This window comes from Halomicrococcus pelagicus, assembly GCF_050954125.1.
This window is the reverse complement of sequence record NZ_JBPBWC010000001.1, coordinates 548,108-572,335: the sequence shown is the minus strand read 5'-3', so window position 1 is coordinate 572,335 and position 24,228 is coordinate 548,108. Positions and strand designations below refer to the sequence as shown.

24 protein-coding genes are annotated in these 24,228 nt (G+C 66.0%); 8 read left to right on the top strand and 16 right to left on the bottom strand.

Going from position 1 to position 24,228, the window contains the following annotated elements:
* Positions 1 to 23 precede the first annotated feature (23 nt).
* From ACRYA2_RS03200 to priS, 3 genes are read right to left on the bottom strand one after another with little or no spacing between them, the layout of a single operon-like run.
* The gene (locus ACRYA2_RS03200; protein ID WP_433624149.1) at positions 24 to 1,055 is read right to left on the bottom strand and encodes a sodium:calcium antiporter; all 1,032 of its coding nucleotides are present in this window, start codon (positions 1,053 to 1,055) and stop codon (positions 24 to 26) included.
* Between the two features lie 41 nt (positions 1,056 to 1,096).
* Entirely contained in the window at positions 1,097 to 1,909 is an 813-nt protein-coding gene (locus tag ACRYA2_RS03195; protein WP_433624147.1) for a hypothetical protein, read from the bottom strand.
* On the bottom strand, positions 1,906 to 3,081 hold the full coding sequence (gene priS / locus ACRYA2_RS03190) for a DNA primase small subunit PriS (protein ID WP_433624145.1): 1,176 nt from the start codon (positions 3,079 to 3,081) through the stop codon (positions 1,906 to 1,908). The genes ACRYA2_RS03195 and priS overlap by 4 nt, the downstream gene beginning before the upstream one ends.
* Before the next feature lie 135 nt (positions 3,082 to 3,216).
* Here priS and ACRYA2_RS03185 point away from each other — a divergent pair, with 135 nt between their 5' ends.
* Both ACRYA2_RS03185 and ACRYA2_RS03180 read left to right on the top strand, forming a co-directional pair.
* The gene (locus ACRYA2_RS03185) at positions 3,217 to 3,774 is read left to right on the top strand and encodes an NAD(P)/FAD-dependent oxidoreductase (RefSeq protein ID WP_433624143.1); all 558 of its coding nucleotides are present in this window, start codon (positions 3,217 to 3,219) and stop codon (positions 3,772 to 3,774) included.
* Between the two features lie 67 nt (positions 3,775 to 3,841).
* A complete protein-coding gene (locus ACRYA2_RS03180) occupies positions 3,842 to 4,312 on the top strand; it encodes an NUDIX domain-containing protein (protein WP_433624141.1) in 471 nt (156 codons plus the stop codon).
* A 7-nt stretch (positions 4,313 to 4,319) separates the two neighbouring features.
* On the opposite strand, the gene ACRYA2_RS03175 is transcribed toward ACRYA2_RS03180, so the two are convergent.
* Positions 4,320 to 5,291 (bottom strand): sugar phosphate isomerase/epimerase family protein, encoded by a 972-nt coding sequence (locus ACRYA2_RS03175; protein ID WP_433624139.1) that lies wholly within the window; start codon positions 5,289 to 5,291, stop codon positions 4,320 to 4,322.
* A gap of 74 nt (positions 5,292 to 5,365) precedes the next feature.
* Between ACRYA2_RS03175 and ACRYA2_RS03170 the strand changes: the two genes are divergently transcribed.
* The gene (locus tag ACRYA2_RS03170; protein ID WP_433624137.1) at positions 5,366 to 5,872 is read left to right on the top strand and encodes a DUF2332 family protein; all 507 of its coding nucleotides are present in this window, start codon (positions 5,366 to 5,368) and stop codon (positions 5,870 to 5,872) included.
* 12 nt (positions 5,873 to 5,884) lie between these two features.
* Here the strand turns inward: ACRYA2_RS03170 and ACRYA2_RS03165 are convergent, their stop codons facing one another.
* From ACRYA2_RS03165 to ACRYA2_RS03135, 7 genes are all read right to left on the bottom strand, one after another.
* A complete protein-coding gene (locus ACRYA2_RS03165; RefSeq protein WP_433624135.1) occupies positions 5,885 to 6,949 on the bottom strand; it encodes a Gfo/Idh/MocA family protein in 1,065 nt (354 codons plus the stop codon).
* Positions 6,950 to 7,123: 174 nt separating this feature from the next.
* The gene (locus ACRYA2_RS03160; RefSeq protein ID WP_433624133.1) at positions 7,124 to 7,327 is read right to left on the bottom strand and encodes a DUF8005 family protein; all 204 of its coding nucleotides are present in this window, start codon (positions 7,325 to 7,327) and stop codon (positions 7,124 to 7,126) included.
* 1 nt (position 7,328) lies between these two features.
* Positions 7,329 to 8,522 carry an ABC transporter ATP-binding protein gene (locus ACRYA2_RS03155; protein ID WP_433624131.1) on the bottom strand — a complete coding sequence of 398 codons (1,194 nt, stop codon included), beginning with the start codon at positions 8,520 to 8,522 and terminating at the stop codon, positions 7,329 to 7,331.
* A 6-nt stretch (positions 8,523 to 8,528) separates the two neighbouring features.
* Positions 8,529 to 9,443, bottom strand: a complete 915-nt coding sequence (locus ACRYA2_RS03150; RefSeq protein WP_433624129.1) for a carbohydrate ABC transporter permease — start codon at positions 9,441 to 9,443, stop codon at positions 8,529 to 8,531.
* Positions 9,444 to 10,433 (bottom strand): carbohydrate ABC transporter permease, encoded by a 990-nt coding sequence (locus ACRYA2_RS03145; protein ID WP_433624128.1) that lies wholly within the window; start codon positions 10,431 to 10,433, stop codon positions 9,444 to 9,446. It lies immediately after the preceding gene.
* Positions 10,434 to 10,438: 5 nt separating this feature from the next.
* Positions 10,439 to 11,899 carry an extracellular solute-binding protein gene (locus tag ACRYA2_RS03140; protein ID WP_433624126.1) on the bottom strand — a complete coding sequence of 487 codons (1,461 nt, stop codon included), beginning with the start codon at positions 11,897 to 11,899 and terminating at the stop codon, positions 10,439 to 10,441.
* A gap of 378 nt (positions 11,900 to 12,277) precedes the next feature.
* Positions 12,278 to 13,270 (bottom strand): aldo/keto reductase, encoded by a 993-nt coding sequence (locus tag ACRYA2_RS03135; protein ID WP_433624124.1) that lies wholly within the window; start codon positions 13,268 to 13,270, stop codon positions 12,278 to 12,280.
* A gap of 96 nt (positions 13,271 to 13,366) precedes the next feature.
* Here ACRYA2_RS03135 and ACRYA2_RS03130 point away from each other — a divergent pair, with 96 nt between their 5' ends.
* Entirely contained in the window at positions 13,367 to 14,188 is an 822-nt protein-coding gene (locus ACRYA2_RS03130) for a DUF8054 domain-containing protein (protein WP_433624122.1), read from the top strand.
* Between the two features lie 32 nt (positions 14,189 to 14,220).
* Here the strand turns inward: ACRYA2_RS03130 and trmB are convergent, their stop codons facing one another.
* From trmB to glyA, 3 genes are all read right to left on the bottom strand, one after another.
* Positions 14,221 to 15,273, bottom strand: a complete 1,053-nt coding sequence (gene trmB / locus ACRYA2_RS03125; RefSeq protein ID WP_433624120.1) for an HTH-type sugar sensing transcriptional regulator TrmB — start codon at positions 15,271 to 15,273, stop codon at positions 14,221 to 14,223.
* Positions 15,274 to 15,338: 65 nt separating this feature from the next.
* Positions 15,339 to 16,085: a proteasome assembly chaperone family protein gene (locus tag ACRYA2_RS03120; protein ID WP_433624119.1), complete on the bottom strand. Its 747-nt coding sequence runs from the start codon at positions 16,083 to 16,085 to the stop codon at positions 15,339 to 15,341.
* An 86-nt stretch (positions 16,086 to 16,171) separates the two neighbouring features.
* Complete coding sequence (glyA, locus tag ACRYA2_RS03115) at positions 16,172 to 17,419, bottom strand: serine hydroxymethyltransferase (protein ID WP_433624118.1); 1,248 nt, start codon at positions 17,417 to 17,419, stop codon at positions 16,172 to 16,174.
* Between the two features lie 107 nt (positions 17,420 to 17,526).
* On the opposite strand from glyA, the gene ACRYA2_RS03110 reads away from it, so the two are divergent.
* Positions 17,527 to 19,623 carry a hypothetical protein gene (locus ACRYA2_RS03110; RefSeq protein ID WP_433624116.1) on the top strand — a complete coding sequence of 699 codons (2,097 nt, stop codon included), beginning with the start codon at positions 17,527 to 17,529 and terminating at the stop codon, positions 19,621 to 19,623.
* Here ACRYA2_RS03110 and ACRYA2_RS03105 read toward each other — a convergent pair.
* Positions 19,620 to 19,760, bottom strand: coding sequence for a hypothetical protein (locus ACRYA2_RS03105; RefSeq protein WP_433624115.1), 141 nt, complete (start codon positions 19,758 to 19,760; stop codon positions 19,620 to 19,622). The two genes, ACRYA2_RS03110 and ACRYA2_RS03105, sit on opposite strands and share 4 nt — an antisense overlap.
* A 336-nt stretch (positions 19,761 to 20,096) precedes the next feature.
* On the opposite strand from ACRYA2_RS03105, the gene tbsP reads away from it, so the two are divergent.
* The 3 genes from tbsP (at position 20,097) to ACRYA2_RS03090 (ending at position 23,072) form a co-directional block, all read left to right on the top strand.
* Positions 20,097 to 20,921: a transcriptional regulator TbsP gene (tbsP, locus tag ACRYA2_RS03100; RefSeq protein WP_433624113.1), complete on the top strand. Its 825-nt coding sequence runs from the start codon at positions 20,097 to 20,099 to the stop codon at positions 20,919 to 20,921.
* 79 nt (positions 20,922 to 21,000) lie between these two features.
* Positions 21,001 to 22,743, top strand: a complete 1,743-nt coding sequence (locus ACRYA2_RS03095; RefSeq protein WP_433624111.1) for a YcaO-like family protein — start codon at positions 21,001 to 21,003, stop codon at positions 22,741 to 22,743.
* Between the two features lie 155 nt (positions 22,744 to 22,898).
* Positions 22,899 to 23,072 (top strand): DUF7479 domain-containing protein, encoded by a 174-nt coding sequence (locus ACRYA2_RS03090; protein WP_433624109.1) that lies wholly within the window; start codon positions 22,899 to 22,901, stop codon positions 23,070 to 23,072.
* On the opposite strand, the gene ACRYA2_RS03085 is transcribed toward ACRYA2_RS03090, so the two are convergent.
* The gene (locus tag ACRYA2_RS03085; RefSeq protein ID WP_433624107.1) at positions 23,069 to 24,202 is read right to left on the bottom strand and encodes a DUF63 family protein; all 1,134 of its coding nucleotides are present in this window, start codon (positions 24,200 to 24,202) and stop codon (positions 23,069 to 23,071) included. The genes ACRYA2_RS03090 and ACRYA2_RS03085 overlap by 4 nt on opposite strands.
* Between the last annotated feature and the right edge of the window lie 26 nt (positions 24,203 to 24,228).

Here is a 24,228-nt window from a genome sequence, read left to right as displayed (position 1 = left end):
GCGCCCTCGCTGACGACCGCACGTCAGGCTCCGGGGACGGTGTTGGTCACGTCGAACGTCTCCAGTACCATCCAGACAATAAACAACAGGTAGACGGCCAGCAGGCCCCAGGATTCTCCCTTCGACAGCGCCAGTTCCGTGCGCAGGACGCCGAACACGATGACTGTCGCCAGGGTGAGAAAGCCGAGTAGCGGGACGGCGACGGCGAAGTTCACGGTCACCCGTCCCACGACGAGCACACCCGCCGGGACGGCGACCAGCAGGTCGAAGACGTTGCTCCCGAGGACGTTGGCGAGGCTGACGACGCCCCTGTCGGCGCGGGCGGCGCGAACGCTGACGAGGGTGTCCGGGAGGCTGGTGCCGGCGGCGATGATGGTCAGTCCCCAGAGGAAGTCCGGCGTGTCGAAGAGGCGACTGAAGCCGCGCGCGGACGTCACCAGCCCCTCGACCGCGACGGCAATGACGACGAGACTGACCGCCAGCGCCCCCCACTGCCGGAGCAGGTCGATGTCGCCGGTCGAGTCAGGAGTGACGTGGTCCTGCGTGTCCTGGTACTGGGTGAACACGTAGACGCCGTAGAACGCGACCGGAACGAGCGCCATCGGACGCGTGACCACTCCCGACAGTTGGCCGCTCCCGGAGTCGAGCGGCAGGACGGGGTTGTAGATGACCGCCAGCGCGAACGTGATGACGATAACGGAGACGGCTATCATGTAGAACTGCGCCTCCTTGTAGACGAGCGTGCGGTCGGCCTCGACGCCGTCGGCGAGGATTCCCGACAGGGCCGGGATGACGAGCAGGTTGAAGACGGCCGAGCCGACGATGGCGCTCACGCCGAGGTCGAAGGTCCCGTGGAGCCACGTCGCGATGACCACGCTCGACAGCTCGGGGAAGCTCGACCCGACTGCGACGACGACGGCTCCCTGGACCGCCCGGGGAAGGCCGTACCACGTCGCCAGCCGCTCGCTCGACCGTTCGAGCGTGCTGCTTCCCTTCCAGACGACGGCGGTGCCGCCGACGGCCAGCGCGACGTACCAGGCGAGCGCGGCGAGCATCCGGTCGCCACTTCTCACCAGAAGCTTAAATTAGCGACGTACTACTCCAGGCGCTCGGCGGCGTCGCGTTCGAGCAGCGGTTCGGCGTTCGCGGCCGGCAGCGTGACCACGTCTTCGGTCGAGAGGTCGTAGGCTCGCTCGTCGACGCCGAAAATCTCGCCGACGTCGCTGGTGATGCGGACCGTCGTCCGGTCGTCCAGTCCGGCGAACGAGTCGTCGCCCGCGTCCCCGCCTGCGCCGTCCGCGTCGTCCCGGGACTCGCCGTCCGGCGTTCCATCACCGCTCGCGCCGGCGTCGGAATCGGCGGCGACCGCTTCCGCCTCCTCGCTCGGGCGCGGCGCGTCGGCTCCGCTAGACGTCGTCTCCGGCACGCCGCCGTTCGCCGCGTCGGCCGGCGTCCCGGCGGCGGTGTCGACCGGCGAACCGGTGGTCGCGTCGGACGACTCGTCGCTCGACGTGCCGTCGCTCTCGCCGGCCAGCACGTCGAGCACCGTCTGCTTGTTCGACTCGATGCGCTCGACCAGGTCGGCGAACAGCTCCTGTTCTTCCGTCGTCAGGCCCTCCTCGTCGGCCGGCATGTCGGCGGCCGCCAGGCTCGCGCGCTTGACGACCTTGCCGACCCTGCGCTCGTAGATGGCCTCGACGACCTCCTCGGCGGTCTTTATCTCGTCGGTCAGCCGATTGACCTCCTCGGAGTCGAACGGGCTGTCGGCCCGTTCGGCGGCCCGCTCGCGCTCCTCGCGCAGTTCGCTGATGTACTTGCCGACCTCCGCGTAGAAGGACTCCCGTAGGTGCTGGAGGCTGTCCTTTGACCGCTCCTTGCTCTGAACGCTGCGGAGTTCGTCGAGATTCATTCTTTCCCCTTTTCGGCCCGTCCACGCGCCATCAGGAAGTTGGCTACGTATTCGGGAACCGATACATTACCGGCGGAGAGTGTAAATGTTTCGTCCAGTAGCTCGACCGTCGCCGGTTCGCGTAGCTCGACCGTCACGTCGTGGCCGACGAACGTCTCCGGGACGGCGTCTACGAGCGGGTCGAACTCGTCCACCTCGTCGCGTTCGATGCGGGTGACCCGGAGCGCGCTCCCGCCGTGGAGGCTCCCCGGCAGGCGGATGAGCCGATGGGTGTCGGTCGTCACCGGTTCGTCCACCGCGGCGGTCTGGTCCTCGAACACGTCCGCGGCGAGGATCTTCGCGAGCTGGTAGAAGGCGGGGTGTACGTCGACGTTGCCCGCATCGATTTCGCGGCGGTTGTTCCGCGCGGCGGTGAGCGCACCCTCCGCCTTCCCGCTGCCGATGCCGTCGAACTCCTGGAGACGCTCCATGGCGGTCGCCTCGTCCAGCGCCAGCAGTTCGTCGACGAACGACACGAGGTGGTCGTGGACGCGTCGCCCCCAGCCGCCGTCGGTCGGGAGCGTGCGCTTCTCGGTCGGGTTCTTCAGCCCGATGCCGGCGACGGTCTCCGTCTCGACGAGCGAATCGAACTCGAGGTCGGCGGCCCGAACGTAGTCGACCACCTCGCGGCGCTGGTCGCGGTCCAGGTGCTGGACGCCGTCGTCGCGGACGTGGACGTGGTATCCACGGCCGCCGGAGAACACTATCGTCGCGTCCTCGAACCCGAAGTCGCGTTCGAGCAGGTCCAGCAGGTCGAGCAGTTCCGCCTTGCAGGTGGCGAGCATCTCGGCGTAGGAGTCGACGTCGGGGTCGACGCCCGGCAGGTGGTCGGCGTCCAGGTCGAAGACGAGGTCGGAGCGCTGCCACTCCTTGTCGTCCATCGTGCTCGCGCCGGGGTCGGCGTAGCGTCCGGCCGAGAAGTAGACGTGGCGCGGCCGCTCGCGGTAGAGGAAGTCGCCGAGGTCGCCGAGGTCCAGGAGCGAACTGTGCCGGACCATCGTCGTCCCGGGACCGGCGGTCCAGGGGATGTAGCCCCACTCGCGCTCGTCCGCACCCGGCGGTAGCGACGGCTCCGTCCGTCGATAGTGGTCGCCGAACCGCCCGCGGAGATACGCTCGCGTTCGCTCCTCCATCGTAGTTGCTCTCCGAAGGCCGGCCTCTAAAAACATGCTGTCTTCTCATCCGACGCCGAACGCCGCGCCGCCGCCGTTCGACCTCGCTGTCATTCGACAGCCGGCTTTTTCTGGAAAGGGCGAGTACGGTAGAACATGACGGACGTAATCGTCGTCGGCGGGGGTCCCGCCGGCCTGAGCGCCGCACTGTTCACGGAGAAGAACGGCCTCGACACGACGGTGTTCGACGCGGACGAGACGTGGATGCACAAGGCCCACCTGTACAACTACCTCGGCATCGAGAGCAGAGACGGTACCGAGTTCATGGAGGACGCGCGCGACCAGGTCGACGAGTTCGGCGTCGAACGCCGCCAGGGTGAGGAGGTGACGAGCGTCGACCCGGACGGCGATGCCGTTCGCGTGACGACCGACGACGGCGACTACGACGCCGACTACGTGGTGCTGGCGACGGGTGCCGACCGCGACCTCGCGGACGACGCCGGCTGCGAGTTCGACGACAACGAGACGGTGACGGTCGACCTGAGCATGGAGACCAGCGTCGAGAACGTCTACGCGACGGGCGCGATGGTCCGCGACCAGGAGTGGCAGGCCGTCATCTCCGCGGGCGACGGCAGCGCCGCCGCGCTCGACATCCTGAGCAAGGAGAAAGGCGAACACTTCCACGACTTCGACACGCCGTCCGACGCCGAGTGAGGCCGGCGTTCGCCGGTCGCCGACCCGGTTCGACACTCTTTTCGGAATGCGAACATCTTGGGAGAGCATGGCCGACGAAGGCATCCGAGTGGTCGCTCGCGGCGTGGTCCGGCGCTCTCGCGACGGAGGAGCCGTCGACGGAACGGGCGGCGCGGGCGAGGAACTCCTCGTCACTCGCGACCGGGACCTGGACGGGGACGACCCGTTCTACTACCTCCTCGGCGGCGGCGTGGAGTTCGGCGAACGCAGCGAGGACGCGCTCCGCCGTGAGTTCCGCGAGGAACTCGGCGTCTCGCTGGCCGACGTCGCCTACCGCGAAACCTACGAGGAGGTGTTCACCTTCGACGGGAGGCGGGAGCACGAGGTCTGGCGCGTGTACGAGGTCGAGATCGCCGAGGACTGGCCGTACAAACGCGACGAGTTCACTTGCCGCGAACCGGAACTCGACGAGAAGATAGTCTGCGAGTGGAAACCGCGGACGGCGTTCACCGAGGGCGGGGAGACGTTCCATCCGAAACCGCTCCTGTCCGACCGCTGAACCGCCGCTACTCTGCCCAGTAGGCTTCGCCGGGCGTCGTCTCGAAGACGGCGCGTTCGAGCATGTCGACCGCCTTCTCCAGCCCTTCGCGGGAACTGGTCAGCGAGTCCTCGTGTTCGATGGAGAGCGCGCCGTCGTAGTCGACCATCCGGAGCGCGCTCACCACGTCCTTCCAGTGCTCCTCGCCGTGGCCGTAGCCCACCGAGCGGAACAGCCACGAGCGCTCCGACTCGTCGGTGTACGGCGTCGTGTCGAGCACGCCCTTGTAGCGGGCCTTGGCGTCGTACACCTTCGTGTCCTTCGCGTGGAAGTGGTTGATGGCGTCGTGCTCGCCGAGGAACCGGATCGCCTCTGGCACGTCGATACCCTGCCAGTAGAGATGGGAGGGGTCGAAGTTCGCGCCGACGTACTCGTTGGTCGCCTCGCGGAGTTCCAGCATCCCGGCGGGTTCGTGGACGAGCATGTTCGGGTGCATCTCGACCGCCAGCTCGACGTCGTGGTCGGCGGCGTGCTCGGCCAGGTCGCGCCAGTACGGGATGGCGACCTCCTCCCACTGGTACTCGTGGGCGTCGGCGTGCTCGCCCGGCCACGGCGCCGTAATCCAGTTCGGCACCTCGTCCTCGGGACCGCCCGCGGGGAGACCGGAGAAGCAGGTGACGGCGTCGACGCCGAGCTGGTCCGCGAGTTCGACGGCCTCTCGGAGGTCCGTGTCCGCCTGCTGGGCGGTCTCCTCGTCGGGATGCAGCGGGTTGTTGTGCGTCGCCAGCGCGGAGACGTACATGTCGTACTCGTCGAGCAGAGCGGACAGGTCGTCCTGGGCCTCCTCGTCGTCCAGGTACTCCGAGCGGGGCAGGTGGTCCTGACCGGGGTGGCCGCCACAGCCGAGTTCGACCGCGTCGACCCCGATGTCGTCGAGGTAGGCGAGCGCGTCTTCGAGCGACTCTCCTCCGAGTGGGACAGTGAGAACGCCGATGTCCATGTCCGAAACGACAACCCGGCTCGGGAATAATATTTTGGTGCAAACGCTTACACGCCCCCGGCGCGTGGCCCCCTATGCTCGCCGACTCGTTCCGGAACTTCGCCGACTGGGCCGTCGGCACCTCGCCGCTGTACGAACGCCTCGCGCGCGGCGTCGACCTCCACCCCCTCGACGTGACCGACGAGGACGACGTGCGCTGGCTCCGCGCGCTCGTCTGGCCCGAACACGCGACCCGCCACCGTCTCCTGCGGTCCGCGATCGCAGTGGCCCGCGAGGACCCGCCGGAGCTTCGGCGGGGCGACGCCGTCGAGGTGCTCCCCTCGGTGCTCGACGGGATTCCGGCGTCGCGACCGGTCTGTCTCTTCGACACGCAGATGCGCTACCAGCTAGACGAAGAGCGGGACGCCGAACTCCGGGAGACCGTCGCAGCGGCCGCAGCCGACCGCGAACTGCACTGGCTCTCGGGTCACGCCGCCGCCGAGCGCGACAACGCGCTCGTACTCGAGTGGTTCGACGGCGAGCGGTCGCGGTCGCTGGTGGCCTACGAACAACACGGAAAGTGGGTCGAGTGGCTGCTCTGAGCGGTTCGGACGTTACAGCTCCACGGAGCCGCCCTGTTCTGCGGAGCGGTAGATGCCGTCGATGACGCGCTGGACGGACAGCGCCTGGTCGACGGTGTTGCGGCCGGGGGCGACGCCCTCCTGGACCGCCTCGAAGAAGACGCGCTGTTCGGCCTTGTGGGGGTCCTCCTGGCGCGTCTCGACGTCGCTGTCCGAGAAGTGGTCCGCGCCGACCATGCTCGTCTCGTAGAGCGTGAGCGAGTCGTCGTGCTTGTCGAAGCGCGCGCCGGCCTGCGTCCCGCGGATGAAGAACTCCTCGTTGGAGTCGCGGTTGGCCGCCCACGCGACCTCGAGCGAGATGGTCCGGCCGTCGGCACAGCGCACGAACGCGGTCACCGAGTCGTCGACCGTGAACGTTCCCGATTGGGTGTCCTCGCCCCACATCTCCAGGTAGGTGTAATCGTCGCGGTCGCCGAACTGCGAGCGCACTGCACCGCTGACCTCGACGACCTCCGGGAAGTCGTGGAAGTGCAGGGCGAGGTCGATGGCGTGGACGCCGATGTCGATGAGCGCGCCGCCGCCCGCGACGTCGCGGTTGGTGAACCACGACCCGCGGCCGGGGATGCCGCGCCGGCGGATGAAGTTCGCCTCGACGTGGCGGGTCTGGCCGAACCGGCCCTCCTGCTGGTAGCCCTTGATTATCTCGACGGGGTTGCGGAACCGGTTGTGGAACCCGACCATGCAGAACCCGTCGGCGTTGCGGGCCGCCTCCGCGACGCGCTCGGCGCTCTCCAAGGTGTGGGCGAGCGGCTTTTCGAGCAACACGTCGAGACCGGCGTCCAGCGCCGCTACCGCGTACTCCTCGTGGAACTTGTTCGGCGTCGTGACGATGACGGCGTCGACGTCTGACTCGTACAGCTCTTCGTAGCTCTCGAACGAGCGCGTGTCGTATTTCTCGGCGAACCGAGCACGGGCGTCGGGGTTAATATCGACACCGCCGACGATTTCGTGAGGCATATCAGTAATCCGGTCGGCGTGGTAGTGTCCAATATTCCCAAGACCGACGAGGCCGACTCGGACCGGCTCACTGCTACTCATGGTTACCGCTCACCCGTGAGACGGTGTTATTCTTTTCCCTTCTGGTCCTGCCGTCAGCGTCGCTGGTAATTCTCATGTTGCTACCTGAAAAAAGTCTGACTGTTCCGGTGGCCCCAGTAACTACCGGCAGGAGGAGAGCAAACCGCGCATAGGGGTTCAGCGCGGTTCGACACGTCAGTACAACTGTTGTTTGCGTTCCTCGCGTTCGCGCTCCTTTTCCTCTTCCTGCTTCTGCTCGCGTCGCTCTGCCAGCCAGCCTTTCACGCCGGGGAGTATCTTGTGCTTCAGGTCCAGAGCAAACGAGACGAGCCCGTACGCCCAGAAGAAAAACAGGAGCGTCCCCGCGCCGAGGTAGAGCCAGCCGGTCTGGGTGACCATCTCAGTCGTCCCCCTCCGCTTCCGTGCCGGTGGGTTCCGTCTCGGTCGCCGCGAACCGCAGGTCGTGCGTGATGGCCTCGCCGGTCCCCGTGTCGAACAGGTGGACGTTCTCGCTGTCCAGCACGACCTCGACGTCGCTGTCGACCTCCAGCTCCTTGTCCGGGTCGACGCTCATCAGCAACTGGTGAGCGTCCCCAGCTTCGGCGTCCATACCGCCGCCGGCCATCTCCTGTTCGCCGGTGAGGAGGTAGACGAATATCTCGTCGCCCATGGGTTCGAGCACGTCGGTCTGGGCGTCGATGCGACCGGACGGGTGCGCCACCTTGTCGGCGTCTTCGACGAGGTAGACGTCCTCGGGACGGACGCCCAGCGTCACGTGGTCGCCTGGTCCGACGCCGTCCAGCTGGCCGGGGTCGAAATCGATGTGGTAGTCGGTCAGGTCCAGCCCCGACTCGTCGACGGTTCCCTCGATGAGGTTCATGCTCGGCGAGCCGATGAACCCGGCGACGAAGAGGTTCGCTGGTGCGTTGTAACACTCCAGCGGCGGCGCGAACTGCTGGAGTTCGCCCTTGTTGATGACCGCGATGCGACTAGACATCGTCATCGCCTCCGCCTGGTCGTGGGTGACGTAGACGATGGTGGCGTCCAGTTCCTTGTGGAGCCGCTGGAGCTCGGTCCGCATGTGGACGCGCAGCTTCGCGTCGAGGTTCGCCAGCGGTTCGTCCATCAGGAACACTTCGGGCTCCCTGACGATGGCGCGCGCGATGGCGACGCGCTGGCGCTGCCCGCCGGACATCTCGTCCGGCATCCGGTCGAGCATCCCCTCTAGCTGGACGATGTCGGCCGCCTTGTCGACCCGGCGGTCGATCTCGTCTTTGTCGTAATCGCGCAGCCGCAGCCCGAAGCTGATGTTGTCGTAGACGTCCATGTGCGGGAACAGCGCGATGTTCTGGAACACCATCGCTATCCCGCGGTCTTTCGGCGGGAGGTTCGTCACCTCTCGCCCGGCGATGGTTATCTTCCCCTCCGTGGGCTTCGTGAGACCGGCGATGGTCTCCAGCGTGGTCGATTTCCCACAGCCCGAGGGGCCGACGAGCGTGACGAACTCGCCGTCCTCGATTTCGAGGTTCATGTCGTCGACTGCCGTTACATCCTGGTATCGTTTCGTGACGTGTTCGAGGTTGACTTCACCCATTCTGTATCACTCCTTGAGCGCTCCTGCCGTGAGTCCACTGACGATCTTTTCCTGTGCGATGACGACGAGGATGGCGATTGGCAGTACGCCCACGATGCTCGCCGCCGCCATGAGGTTGTACGACGACGCGTACTGCCCCTGGTAGCCCAGAATGCCCCAGACGATGGGGGCCCAGTTCTTCGCCTGTCCGTCGGTCATCAGGAACGAGAAGAAGAACTCGTTGTACACGTTGATAAACGTTAGCACGCCGGCCGTCGCCACGCCGGGCGCGGACAGCGGCATGATGACCCGGAACAGCGCGCCGAGACGCGTCGTCCCCTCGATGCGCGCGGCGTCCTCCAGCCCGTCCGGTATCTGGCCGTAGAACGTCGTCAGGATGAATATCGAGAGGGGCATGAACAGCGCGCTGAACGGGAGCAACAGCGCGCCGGGCGTGTTGTATAGCATCGGACTGCTGAGTCCGAGTATCTCGACGTTCCCAGTGAACAGCCGGAACAGCGGGATGAGGAACGCCGCCGGCGGGAAGTACGAGATGGCGAGGATGAGCAGCATGAGCGGCCCTCGCCCGGGGAACTCCAGCCGTCCGAACACGTAGCCCGCGAGGCTGGCGAGCACCAGCACGATGGCCGTCGTCACCAGCGCGAGCACGAAGCTGTTGAACATGTAGACGTGGAACGGCAGGCGCTCGAAGATGGTGACGAACGCCTCGGGGTTGAACCCCCTCGGAAGTAGTCCCATGTTCGATATCTTGTTGCTCGGCGTCAGCGCCAGCACGAGCAGCCAGTAGAACGGGAACAGCGTCGTGAGCAGGAAGAACACCGTCACGAGGTAGAACAGGCCCCGGTAGGTGCTCTCGGGGTCCTCCATCGAATCTTTGGCCCACTGCTGGATGCGTCCGCGACTCTCCTCTGCTTGCGACATCTACATTCCCCCCTGTGCGCTGTCGCGGAACTTGAATATGTACACCGACACGACGACGGCGATGATGGCCGCCGTGACGAATGCGATGGCGGACGCGGTCCCGTATCGGCGCGTGCTGAACGTCGAGACGACGAGACACGAGAGCGACGGCACCGTCGTACATCCCGACACCGTCTCGATGAGGCCGTAGATGCGCATCGCGGCGATGGTGCGGAACAGCATCGCGACCATCACGGTCGGGAAGATGAGCGGCAGGGTTATCATCTTGAACTGCTGCCACTTCGACGCGCCCGCGACCTTCGCAACGTCGTAGAGGCTCCGGTTGATGCTCTGCATCCCCGCGAGGATGAGCAGCGCCATGAACGCCGTCGTCTTCCACACGTCGGCGATGACGATTATCGAGAGCGCCTCGGGGCTGTTGACCAGCGGCGTCTCCGAGAAGCCGACCCAGCTGTGAAGCAGGTCGGCCCCGAAGCCGATGCCCGGCGAGAACAGGAGGTAGAAGATCATCCCCTGAATGACGATGGGAACTGCCCACGGGAGGATGATCGCCACCCGGACCCAGCGCCGTCCACGGAACTCCTGGTCGAGGACGAGCGCCTGCCCGAAGCCGATGAGCGTCTCGAGCAGCACGCTCGCGATGGTGAACATGAACGTGACGATTAGCGCGCTCTTGAACGGCGAACTGAGGTCGATGAACGGCTGGGGAAGTGCGACGACGTCCAGTTTCCCCGTGAGCAGGTTGACGTAGTTCTCGAATCCGACGAACTCGCCGATCTGGGACGCTCCCCGGATGCTGTCGGCGTGCAGCGACATCTGGAACGTCCGGACGAGCGGCCAGAGGGCGATGACGCCGAGCAGCAGCAGCGCCGGGATCAACAGTAGATACGCGAACTGCGTCTCGCTCAGATTCTCGATCCATCGGACCGTACTGGCGTACGCTCCCGATTTCTGTCGTTCCGGTAGCCCTTGTTCAGATTCAGTTGCCATAGTTATTAATCAGAGTTGTACTCCTCTATCGACTTGAGTTGGCTCTTCAGCGACTGCATAGCGCTCTCCGGAGATTGACCGCCAGAGTAGGCCGAGTGGACGCTCTGGGCAATCTTGCCCGATTGCTGGGGCCACACCGCCGTCACGGGCCGTGGAATGGCGTTCTGTCCGGCGACCCGAAGCTGATCGATGTACCGACCGATGATTGGAACGTTCCGGGCCTGTTTCGACTTGAGGAGGTCCGGTTCCGGCGGAATCCAGCCGATCAGTTCGAATAGCTTGAACTTGAACGACGGCTGCATCATCGCCCGGAGCACCTCGATGCACTTCTGAATCTTCGGCGAGTTCGGGTTGACGGTCATGTGCCAGCCGCCGAGCGCGGCAACCGGTCCGCCCGTCCGCTTGTACTTGGCGTTGTTCGGTTTGACGCCGTACGGAATGGGCATGACGCCCAGGTCCTTCCCGAACACGTCTTCGGCACCGTTCATGACGATGGAGTACGGCCAGTTGCGGTGCATGACCGCGTTCCCGTTCGTGAACGGTGCGCGCGAGGTCTCCTCGGTCCACGACAGCACCGCGGATGGCGAGATGGGACCCGCGTAATCGTCCAGCGTGTTCGGCGCGTTCGGTCCGTGGATGAAGGTCCGGATCATCTTGATGGAGTCGACGACCGGTTTCTCTGCGACGGTGACGGGTCGCTCGCCGATGGGACCGAACAGGTTGTCGAAGCCGCCGAAGTACGCCCCACCCCACGAACTCATGAACTCGTTGAAGTCACAGCAGGACAGTCCCTCGTAGATGTCGGCCTGGAAGGTGAACCCGTAGGGCATCGACCCTTTCTTCTTGTCGTTCTGTTGTTTCATCACCTCCTTGGTCACCTTCGAGAACTTCTTCCAGTCGATCGATTCGGTGGCCCAGTTGTTCTTGTCCGGCTGGAATCCGGCTTCCTTCACGAGGTCCTTCCGGTACTGCATCGTCGGGAAGTCCGGGAACAGCGGGATAGCGTACAGGTCGCCGTTCCTGGCCGTCGCGGTCTGGACGCTGGCCTCGAAGTAGTCGTTCTTGGCCCTTTTTACCATGTTCTGCGGGAGAGCGTCGCTCAGGTTCAGGACCTGACGGCGGGCGATGAACGTCAACGCCCACCCGCTGTCCATCAGGAGCATGTCCGGCTCTTCGAGGTTGGCCGAAAGCCAGCGCTGGTACTGGGACTGACGGACGCCCGTCTGCGAAGAACCGGCGAGGACATCGACCTCGATGTCTTTGGACAACCCTGCCTCGTGTAGCGCTTTGTTGATAGCGCCGGCGTTGTCGGCCGCGTCGGAGTCAGCCGCCCACTTTATCGTGTTCGGATTGGCGACCTGACCGCGGCTCGTGCAGCCCGCGAGCCCGGCAGCGGTACCCGACACACCGACTGCTTTTACGAACTTTCGCCGTGATACGCCATCACGCGAGCTAGCACCTACCATAGCTCAAAAAATGGGAGTTGGAGCATTTATATCTTCGCCATGATTGACTATGTTAATTGTAACTTTATCGACTAACTCACTTTCGCACACGGGGCTAAGCAGACGTACCGACGTAAAACAAGTTATGGCCGTTCCCTTACGTTGGTCCGACGCGCCAGAAACCGTCAGGTACAGTCTTACGGCCGGAAACGAACGCTGGACCGGTTGACGGACGTGGTACAGACGTAAAAAAACTCCCGGCGAAACCATATTATTTCCAGGTATTTAATAAGAATAATACAGCGAGGGTTGTCGTCGTATTTACAACGCCGCGAAAGTCCACACGCCGTTGTCGAGTCGCCTGCATCGGTCGACGAAACGTCGACGTCCCCGGACCGTCTACTCCTCGATTCCGGCGATTTCGCGCGACCAGACGGGGGTGTTCGGTTCCTCGAGACGTTCGACCTGCTCGTCGGACAGTGACACGTCGAGCGCGGCGACGTTCTCCTCCAGGTGGTCGAGCGTCCGCGGGCCGACGATGGGCGCGGTGACGACGTCCTGATGCAGAAGCCACGCGAGGCTCACCTGCGCCGGAGTGGCGTCGACCTCGTCTGCGACCTCCCGGACCGCGTCCAGGACCGCCCAGTTCTCGTCGGTGAACCGCTGTTCCGTGTACTCGTCGCTGGCGGCCCGGCCTTCGTCGAGGGCGCTGTCGCGGTCGTACTTCCCCGTCAGGAAGCCGCCGGCGAGCGGCGACCACGGGATGACGCCGACGCCCTCCTCCTCGCAGACCGGGAGGACGTTCTGCTCCTCGTGACGGTCGACGAGGTTGTACTCCGGTTGCATGCAGGTGAACCGCTCGTAGTCGTTCAGGTCGCTCTCCGAGAGCGCCCGCTGGAACTGCCAGGCGGCCATCGTGCTCGCGCCGATGTACCGCACTCGCCCCGTTTCGACGAGATAGTCGAGCGCCGACAGCGTCTCCTCGATGGGCGTCGACTCGTCCCACCGGTGAATCTGGTAGAGGTCGACGTAGTCGGTGCCGAGTCGCTCCAGACTCCCCTCGATCTGGTCGAGTACGTGCTTGCGCGAGAGACCCTGGCCGTTGGGGTGGTCGCCCATCTGGCCGTACACCTTCGTTGCGACGACGAGCTCCTCCCGGTTCCGGTCCTCGATGGCGTCGCCGACGATTTCCTCGCTCTCGCCGTGCGAGTAGACGTTCGCCGTGTCGAGGAAGTTGATGCCCAGGTCCAGCGCGCGGTCGATGATCTCGTGGCTCTTCTCCTCGTCACCGATCATCCACGGCTGCTCGCTGCCGAAGTTCATGCAGCCGAGACAGAGCCGGGACACTTCGAGACCGGTGTCGCCGAGCGTCGTGTACTCCATATCAGTCATACGTTCGCCTGCTGGTCGCCCGTCGGCAAATGACTGTGGGCCCCGGGAGCCCCGAACACTGAAACCGGCCCGCGACCAAACATCCCCCACTCTTCCATGCTCGACGCTCTCCGGAACCCGGAACACACGGGCGAGAATCGGTGCTGGCCCTGTACGGCGGTCAACGGTGCGCTCCTCGCGTTCGCGTGCGCGGTCATTGGAATCTGGTTACCCGCCAGGCGCACGGTTCGCGGCCTCGTCGCCCTCGCGCTCGGGACGGTCGGCGGCGGCGTCATCGCACTCCGGGGATACGTCGTCCCCGGGACGCCACGGTTCGCACCGCGGTTCGTCGCTGCGCTCCCGGGAATCGACGACCCGCACGCCGCCGGCCCGTCCGACTCCTCGCCCGACGACCCGGGGTCGCTCGCGTCCGGGGCCGACGACGCGACGGGCGAGCGCGCCGCCGACGCCCTCGTCGACGCGGGCGTCCTGCACGCCGTCGGCGACACCGTCCACCTCGACGAGCGGTTCCGCGAACGCTGGCGTGCGGCGATGGCGGACGTTCGGAACGAGGACCTCGCGACCGCGGTCCGGAGCGTCGCCGAGCACGCAGAGTCGGTCGAGACGGTCGAGGAGGGTCGCTGGTTGGTCCTCTCAGGCGGCGGTCCGGCGAGCGAGACGTGGCTGCCGCGACCCGTCGCCGTCGCGGAGGTAGCGGCGGTGCGAGCGCTCGCCGACGACGGCGTCCCCGTCGCGTTGCGCGCACCCGCCGCGTCCGCGCTGCGGACCTTCCTCCAGGACTGTCCGGCCTGCGACGTTCCGCTGGCGGAGACGACCACCGACGACTGCTGTGGCAGTGCGACGACGAACCCCATGGCTCCACCCGAGACGGTGCTGGCCTGTCCCGACTGCGGTCAGCGCAGCGTCACGCTCGACTGACCGGGGTCGGTCCGAACTCGACCGGAACTCGCCTACGCCGGCGGTTCGCCTTCCCCGACGCGAATCTCGTGGGCTTCGATGGTCTCGAGCGCCGCAACCTGCCCGCCGACGGTGACCTCGCCATCGGCGGTCTCGACGGTCATCCCGGCGACGCGCTCGCCCGCCTCGAACGAGAAGCCGACGATCTTCCCCTCGACGACGCGGGACTCGCCCGTCTCGATGTCCCGCCCCTCGACGGTGGCGTAGAACTCGCCCTCCAGCCCCTGGATCTCTTTCACGCAGCGCCGGATGGACGCGTACCGCCGGGGGAACGAGCGGCCCTCGCCGTTCGAGAAGAGCGTGCGCTCGGTGGTCGTCCAGAGGACGGTTCCAAAGAACCCGGAGACGAGAAATCCCAGCGCGGAACGGTTGAAGATGACGCCGTAGCGGTCGCGGTCGTCGCGCAACGCGTCCTGCGTCGCGTACATCGAGTACCGACCGTCGGCGACGGCGATGACCGGGGTCGTGATGCCGCGGCGGGCGCGCACCGTGGTGGCGACGGCGGCGTAGTCGAACTCGTCCGGGTCCGGTGCCTCAGAGGCGGGCGTCACGATGAGTTCGACGCTGACGCCGTCGTCGGTAGCCCCGGCGAGTTGCTCCGCGAAGCGGTCGAGCAGGTCGGGCGTCAGCGACAGCGCGAGTTCGTACTCCGCCGCGTCGACGACGTCTTCGAGGTACCGAAGGATGGTCGAGCGGGACTTCACCAGCGAGACGGCCTCGGTGTCGCGTCCCGGAGCCGTGTACCGCGATTCGAGGCCGGCTATCATCTCGTCGAGCGACGACTGGACGTTGGAGAACGCCTCTTCGGGGTCGATGGCGATGACCTTCATCGGCCGCGATTCACGCAGTTCGACCAGTCCGCGGTCGCTGAGGCTCCGCACCGTGTCGTACACCCGCGGCTGGGGAATGTCGGTCCGTTCGGCTATCTCGCTCGCGGTCAGGTCCCCATGTTCGAGGACGGTAAGGTAGGCGTCTATCTCGTACTCGCCGAGATTGAACCGCTCCCCCACGCGCTCCAGCGTGCGGTAGAGGTCGTCCGAGGTCATTGTTACTGGCAAGCCGACCGAGCGCCTTATCTCCCCCCGTTTTCCATCGACCGCGACCGCGACGGCTACATGAACATCTTGTCGGGGGCGAGGTCCTCCTCGCTCGCGGCCTGCAGTCGCGCGGACAGTTCCTCGTAGTACCCCCTGACCTCCTCGGCGAACGCCTCCAGTGGTCCGGTGTCGACGTCGAGGTCGTACACCTTGTCGACGGTGGCGATGAGTCGGAGCGCGGCTTCGACGTCTGGGGCCTGGGCGTGGACGGGCGTGACGTAGACGCCGACGCCGAGCGGGGAGTCGATTCCCTGGCCGACGAGCGTCGCGTTCACGCCGTCGAGAAAGCCGCGTCCCATCCCGGGGACGTCTGCGTCGGCGAGGCGGCTGTCGCGGTAGTCGTCTGTAGCGATGTAGAAGACGCGGTGCTCTTCGGGGCCGTGCGGAACGGGGACGCCGGAGAGGACGGCGATCTCCTCGACCCCGTTCTCCTCGGTCCAGTCGATAATGGACCGGCCGAACGAGTCGGCGGCCCACGCCGGGACGAAGAGTTCTCCGAGCAGTATGGTGACGTCGAGGTCGGGCCGGGAGAAGAGCCGGGTGTGGTGGCGGGGGCGGCCGTTCTCGAACGGCGTGATGGCGGGCAACTGGTCGGCGGTGACGTGACCGGTCTCCTCCAGGCCGAGGTGGTCGGCGAGGTAGTCGACGGCGGTCAGGCCAGCCAGTCCGAACTCCGAGAAGCCGGCGAGGAGCGTCGCGCTCGGCTCTCGTTCGGTCGTGATTTCGAACGACGCGCGCACTGGAGGCTCTCCGTCAGGCATGCCGTACGGTACGACGGATGCGCACTTAGTCTCCATCCCCAAATAATGGGGAGCGCGGGAGAAATCGCGGGAAACGAAGAGGACGGTTACTCGTACAGGGGGTTCGCGTCGCAGAGCTTCTGGACGCGTTCGGCGGCGTCCGCTCGCACGTCCTCGTCGTCGACGTTGTCGACGACTTTCGCGATGAGGTCGCCGACCTCGCGCATGTCGTCGGCGTCGAAGCCGCGGGTCGTGAGCGCGGGCGTGCCGGCGCGGATGCCGCTGGTGACGAACGGCGAGCGCGTCTCGCCCGGCACCGTGTTGGCGTTCAGGACGATGCCGACGTCTTCGAGCGCCTGCTCGGCCTCCTTGCCGGTCACGTCCTCGTGGGACTCCCGGAGGTCGACGAGCACGAGGTGAGTGTCGGTGCCGCCGGAGACGAGGCCGAACCCGTGCTCCTGAAGCTGTTCTCCGAGGACCTCCGCGTTCTTCACCGTCTGGGCGGCGTACTCCTCGAACTCGGGCTGGAGGGCCTCCTTGAATCCGACCGCCTTGCCCGCGACGTTGTGCATCAGCGGACCGCCCTGCATGCCGGGGATGACGGCCGAATCGACGTCGTCCGCGTACTCCTCGTCGCACATGATGATGCCGCCGCGACCCGACCGGATGGTCTTGTGCGTCGAGCCGGTGACGAAGTCCGCAACGCCGACGGGCGAGGGGTGTTCGCCCGCCGCGACGAGTCCGGTGATGTGGGCGATGTCGGCGAGATGGTAGGCGTCGGCGACGTCGGCGGCCGCCTGGATGCGCTCCCACTCGACCTGCCGGGGGTACGCCGAGTAGCCCGAGACGACGATGTCGGGCTCGAACTCTCGGGCGTGGTCGAGGAGCGCGTCGTAGTCGATGGTGCCGGTTTCGGTGTCGACCTCGTAGTGTTCGACATCGTAGAGCTGGCCGGCGAAGTTGACGTGGTGACCGTGGCTGAGGTGGCCGCCGTGGGTCAGGTCGAGCGAGAGAATCTTGTCGCCGGGGTCGAGCACGGCGAGGTAGACGCCCATGTTCGCCTGACTGCCGCTGTGCGGCTGGACGTTGACGTGGTCGGCGCCCCAGAGTTCCTTGGCGCGCTCGATGGCGAGCTCTTCGACCGTGTCGACGTGTTCACAGCCGCCGTAGTAGCGTTCGCCGGGGTAGCCCTCGGCGTACTTGTTCGTGAGGGTGCTCCCCTGGGCCTCGAGGACGGCCTCGCTCACGTGGTTCTCGCTCGCGATCATGGCGAGCGTGTCGCGCTGGCGGTCTACCTCTGCCGACAGGGCATCTGCGACGTCGGGGTCGACCTCTCGAACGTGGTCGTACTTCATGTGCTACTCGGAGACAGCACGGCGTATAAGTTTACCTTTCGGTGAATAGAGTTCCTCTCCCCGATAGAAATATAAGTTAATGGTGGGATAACAGTTTTACTGCCGGCATGATCGAGTGGGAGGAGACGAAAGACGGTATCCGGGCATTCGACCGGACCAAAACGGGGATTTCCATAGACGCACCCGACTGGCGCAGGAGCAGTACCCCACTCGACATCGACCGCCCCGTCGACGAGACGGTCACTGGGGTGGCGTCCGAACTGCGGTTTCCGCCGAGTCTGGCAATCGTCACCGACCTTACAACAGGCGAACGTTACGAACACGGGGGTGACTCCGGTACGCTCTCGTTGTCGGACAGCGACTACCTCGTCAACGTCCACGGCAACGTCAAGACCTACCTTCGGTTCTCCGGTCCGGCGACGGTGCGGAAGACGGACGACTTCGACGAACTCATCATCGAGTTCACGGCGCCGACCAGGGTCACGTTCGGGTTCCGGAGCCACCACGAGGTACCCGTCGACACCGTCACGGTGCCGCCGACGCCGCACGGCCTGGCGACGGCGCTCACCGCCCTCTCTGCCTCCCACAAGACCACGGGGCCGGACCGGTCGTTTCCGACGCTCCGGGGCTATCCGCCCCGGATATCGGTCGGCAACCAGACCGACGTTCCGGAGACCGTCCGGGACCGGCGGAAAGACGTCGGCATCGAGTTGCTCGTGCCGGACGACTTCGACTCGCTGTTCGTCGCCGCACCGCTCGCGTACTACCTGCAGGCGGACGTGAAAGCCGAGCGCCGTGACGCCCCGGTGCTGCGCGCGCCGGCACTCGACTACACGTACTCGTTCAGTCCGCTTCCACAGTTCCAGCACGAGGCCGCCGACATGCTCAGGCGCGTGTTCTTCCTCGACTGTCTGGTCCGCAACGCCGGACCGCACAGCTGGAATCTCGCGGAGCTACCGCTGCTCGACGAGGTGGAGATCGACGCCGAGGAGACGTACGAATCGTCGCCCGCGGAACAGCTCGTCACCTACATGCTCGCGCCGTTCGAGCGCATCGACGACGAGTTGCCGGACTGGCACCTCTCGACGTACGTCGACCCGATCGTGGACAACGTCTCGTCGCTGCCGTACATGCTCTCGAATCTCTCGCTCGTCTACCTGCCGGAGACGTCGGAGCTGAATCCGGGCGAACTCCTCGACGCGTCGCTGGACGACTTCTACCGTGGCGCGCCGGAGATTCCCGGACGAGCGACCGCCAGACCCTACCGCCGTACCGGCGCCGGTCCAGTTACGTCGGTCGACCGCGTCAAGCCGGAACTGCACCGCGGACGCGTTCACGGCTGGCTCGCCGACGGCGTCCCCATCGACGTGTTCAAGGTGGAACCGACCGCGTACGAGAACCGGTTCGACTACCTCGACAGGGAGGGCGACGAGATAGAAGTGGCGCTGATTCTGAACGACGAGGAGATGGAGACGGAGCACGAGAGCGCCGCCGACATCTATCGAGAGCGGGCCGAGGAGCTCCCGATGGACGTGACGGTGCGGGAGTACCTTCGCCGCGACGAACTCGCGGGCGTGCTGGAGACGCCACGCGACTTCGTCCACTACATCGGACACTGCGAGGAAGACGGCCTCCGATGTACCGACGGGAATCTCTCCGTCGCGAACATCGCGGAGAGCAACGTTCAGACGTTCTTCCTGAACGCCTGCGGGTCGTACTACGAGGGGATGGAACTGGTCAAGAAGGGGAGCGTCGCGGGCGCGGTTACGTTCAACAAGGTGTTGAACAAGCAGGCGGCGAAGGTCGGCGTCTCGTTCGCTCGACTACTGATGAACGGATTCAGCATCCAGACGGCGATGCAACTGTCCCGCAGGCGCATCATGACCGGGAAGGACTACTCCGTCGTCGGCGACGGGACGTATCAACTCGCCCAGAGCGAGACTACCTTCCCCATAGTCGGGAAAATCGAGAGCGACGGCGACGGGTACGAGTTCAGATATCGGTCGTTGATGGTTCGGATGGTCGGCAGCGGCTATCAGCCGTACATCCAGGACAACCAGGACATCTATCTCCACGGGGACGACGCCGCGTTCGAACTCTCTCGTTCGGACCTACGGACGTTCCTCGAACATGCAAAAATGCCGATAGTGTTCGCCGGAGAACTCTGCTGGTCCGACGAAGTCCTGACTGCCCTCGCCGACTAGGGACCTGTCGCTCCGCCGGAGTGGACCTGCGGCGAAATCCCGTACTCTGCCAGAATCGTGTATCCAAACAGCAGGCTGAATGCGAGATTCGTTGCCTTCGGATGTTCCGTGAACCACTGGCGTATCTTACGTCGCATGACAATAGTTCATACTTCACATCCACACTTCATTCTTTCGGACTGTTCAAGGAAAATGCAATTAGTAAGTAGGAGTTACTCGACGGCCGCCGTCGGCGTCGTCGATTCGATGGTCGTTTCGACCGACGGAATTCCGGGACAGACGGTCGGAGCGGACGACGACGGCCGAAATTTCTTTTCCAGCGCAGGGCAGTATCTGGTACGACGGTCACGGACCCATTATACGTCGCTACCGATTGTAATTACCCCATTGACCAATTGTTCATCCAACATAACCTATGATTTCCGTCGAGTTGGAGCGTTAAAATTAAATAGATGAATCTCGTCCGCGTAGACATGGAAACAAAATCGAACCTGCTGAATAAAAGTGTCAGTGAAATTTTACGAACTGCCATCGACGAATCGCCCGAGAGCATGCTCGTCGTCAACCCCTCGGCGGACGTCATCGAGCAGCTCGTCGACGCTGCGACGGGGTACGACGGCGACCTGCCGGAGATGCGGATGCTGGCCGACGAGTCCATCCTCAAGGACGTGATGGAGGACTTCATCATCGCCAGCAACGCCGCGGACCTCATCGACGAGGGCGCGCTCACGATGCGCACGACCGAGGAGCCGTCCGGCAACGAGTTGCTCATCACCGACGAACTGGTCATCGCGCTCGTCGCTGCGGGCGACCACGTCGGCGGGCTGACGAGCGACGACGACGGGTTCGTCGAGGCGGCCAACGACGCGTACACGACGCGCTGGGACGAGGCGGAGGAATTCTCGCTGCGCACGCCGCCGCTCTCGCGCGTGCGGGCGACGCTGGAAGAGGAGATCAGTCCCGAGGCCGAGGACGATTTCGACAGCGTGCTCGCCTCGCTCGAAACCGCACGCGGTGACGGTGACGGCCTCGACGAGGTGACCATCAGCCTGCTCGTCGCCGCGAAGAACGAGGCGCTGCTGTACGACATCAGCAAGTGGGGCGAGGACGTCGGCATCGCGAGCAAGGCGACGTTCTCGCGGACGAAGACGAAGCTCGAGGACATGGGCCTCATCGGGACGGAGAAGGTCCCCATCGACGTCGGTCGTCCCCGCCTGCGCCTGAAGCTGGCACACGAGGAACTGGAGGGCGCCGACGCGGACCAGCTGGCCGGCGTCGCCCAGAGCATCCTCCACTGACGACGCGTTCTTTTCGTTCTTTTTCCGACAGCGGTAGCTATCCGCGTCGCTTTTGACACGCGGGCGTCTGGGTCCCCGCATGAGCCAGCGACAGTTCGGCGTCGTCGGAGACGGTCCCGCCGCAGACGCGGTCCGGGCAGCGCTCTCGGACGCCGACGGGACGGCCCGGGAGTGTGGGGCGGCGGACCTGGAAGCGGTCGAGTTCGGCGTCGTCGTCGGGGGTGTCGGCGACGACGCGTTCTCGCGTGCGAACCGAGCGAGCGACGGGACGCCGTGGCTGGCGGTCGAACTCGGGGGCGTCGGCGGGCACGCGCTCGGGGACGTCGACGCAGCCGTCTCCGGCTTCGGACCGGGAACGGCCTGCTACGACTGTCTGCGAACCCGCGTGGCGGCGAACGTCGACGACGGGGACGAGCCGGCGAGCGAGGGAGCCAGGGACGAGCCGGTCGAACGCGCGACGGCTCGGCTCGCGGGCGCATTCGCCGGACGCGAGGCGGTCGCGCTGCTGTCGGGCGACGAATCGCCCGTCCTGGGCGGCGTCCTCGAACTGCCCCACGCCCAGCGGACGCTCCTGCCCGTCCCCGGCTGCGAGACGTGCGGAGAGGCACGCGACCGGACCCTTTCGGTCGGGCACGCGACGGCGTCGGTCGAGGAGTCGGTCGAGCGCGCGGAGCGGGCGCTGGACGAGCGCGTCGGCGTCGTCGCCTCGCTCGGCGAGGTGGCCTCGTTCCCTGTTCCGTACTACCTCGCGGAGGTGACCGACACGTCGGCGTTCAGCGACGCCCGCGCGGCTGAGCAGGCCGCCGGGGTCGCCGCCGACTGGGACGCTGCACTGATGAAGGCGCTCGGGGAGGCCCTGGAGCGCTACTGTGCGGGCGTCTACCGTGAGTCCGAGTTCGGGGTCGCGCCGGCGTCCGCGCTCGACGACGCCGTCCCGCCGCGCGAGTTCGTCCGACCGGAGGGGTGGCCCGCCGCGGCGACGGAGTGCGCCTGGGTTCCCGGCCGAAACCTCGCGACGGGCGAACCGGTCACCCTCCCGGCGGAGTTCGTCCAGTTCCCGCCGACGGAACCACGATTCAAGCCGCCGATAACGACCGGACTGGGCCTCGGCAACTCGACCACGGAGGCGCTCCTGTCGGGACTGTACGAGGTCGTCGAACGCGACGCGACGATGCTGTCGTGGTACTCCACGTTCGACCCGCTCGGACTCGACGTGGACGACGAGGGGTTCCGGACGCTCGCTTCGCGAGCGCGCGCGGAGGACCTCTCGGTGACGCCGCTGCTCGTCACGCAGGACGTCGACGTTCCGGTGGTCGCGGTGGCGGTGCATCGCGGGGACGACGCCGAGTGGCCGCGGTTCGCGGTCGGTTCCGGCGCAAACCTCGCCCCCGCCGCCGCGGCGCGGTCGGCGCTCGCGGAGGCGCTCCAGAACTGGCAGGAGCTGTCGATGATGGGGCGGGAGGCGGCGGCCGACGCGGAGGGTGCCATCGCGCGCTACGCCGACTTTCCGGCGGCGGCCCGCGAGTTCGTCGACCCGGAGACGACGGTACCGAGCGACCGCGTGGGGGTCGACGACCCGCCGGAGGGCGAGGACGAACTCGAAGCGGTCGTCGCGCGCGCGAACGACGCCTTCGACGTGTACGGTTCGCGGCTCACCACGCGGGACGTGGAGCGCCTCGGATTCGAGGCGGTGCGCGTGCTCGCGCCGGAGGCCCAGCCACTTTTCACCGGCGACCCCTTCTTCGGCGAGCGTGCTCGCTCCGTGCCCGCAGACCTCGGATTCGACCCGCGCCTGGACCGGCAACTCCACCCCTACCCCTGACACGGTCAGTCGGTGTATTCCTCGCCGCGCTCTCGTCGATGGCGTTCGGAACCCATGTTAACGCCACCCAGGAACTTATGTTAGATACTGTCGTACGTGATACCGCCCAGGACCATAATTATGAATAATTTCAGTAACAAGTCAGCGGGGATCGCATGACGACCGAGTTCGACCTGACGTGTGCGAGTTGCGGAACGCCGCTGTCACGGGGGACGGTACCCGGCGAGCGGTTCGGCTTCGGGGACGTCGCGGACACCCTCGAAGTCGCGGAGTGTCCGAACTGCGGCGGCCGGTACTTCCCCGAGTCGACGCTGGAACGCCTGAGCTAGACGCCGAACGTCGCCCTGAGCATGTCCCGGCTCCCGGGTCCGAGTCCGACCGCGAGGATGGCGATGAGCAACAGGATGGCGTACCGCGGACTCTCCTCGAAGATGCGCCGGTCGAACACCCAGACCACGGCGACGGCGGCGAGTATCTTGACGAACAGGAACGGCCACGCGGTACCGACGACCGACGTAATCGACGCGGGAAGCACGGAGTCGGTGATCGAGACGATAGCGCGGTTGACCGGGTGTTTCGCGCCGTACTGGCCCGCGAGTCCGAGCGCGCCCGCCCAGTCGAGCACCGCGACGTTGGCGACGCCGTCGACGGCGTGTCCCCAGATGACGACCGCGCCGATGGCTCCCGTCCCGGCGTTTATCTCCGGTTCGAACGTCTCGATGGCCCACCACGTCACGCCCGTCACCAGCGTCGCGCCGCCGAGGACGACCGTGGGGACGAGGAGGTTGAGCGTCACGAGTTCGGTGCTGAACGACAGCGCGAGGAGGTACCCGAGCGTGGCGACGAGCGCCACCGCCCCGGCCCCGAACAGCGGGTACTCGTAGCGGTCGACGACGTTCCGGCGTGCGAGGAAGATGCTGGCCACGAGCGCCGCCAGCGTCACGAAGAAGACGGTGAAGTAGATGACGGGACTGATGATGAGCGTGTTCCACGGGTAGGAGATGGCGACGTCGACGCCCTGCAGACCTTCGTCGAGGGCGTCCTCGACGACGCGGAGCGCGCCGCCGAACAGCATGAACGGGAACAGCGCGAAGAAGAGGCTCCGGTCCTGGCCGACGTCGAGCCTACGCAGTAGGAAGACGAGACCGACGAGCGCGGCGATGAGCGTGACGGCGTAGCCAACCTCGGAGACGAGGGTGTAGCCCGGGACGGCGACCGGTTCCGGCGCGGTCGCACAGGCGTTCGCCTCGTAGAAGAACTTCGTCGTCCCGCCCTCGCGGACGGCACACTGTGCACCCTTGGCGTCGGCGACGACCGGTCCCCAGAAGTAGTGCCAGACGAACTCGTCGTACACTCGCCGGGGGAACGCGACCACGCCGCCGACGAGGACGACGAGTGCTGCGAGGACTCCGCCGGCCCACGCGCGCTCGGAGTCGATACGTCCGTTTGCAGTGTCCATGTCCGTGCCACCGGAGCGAGCGGATT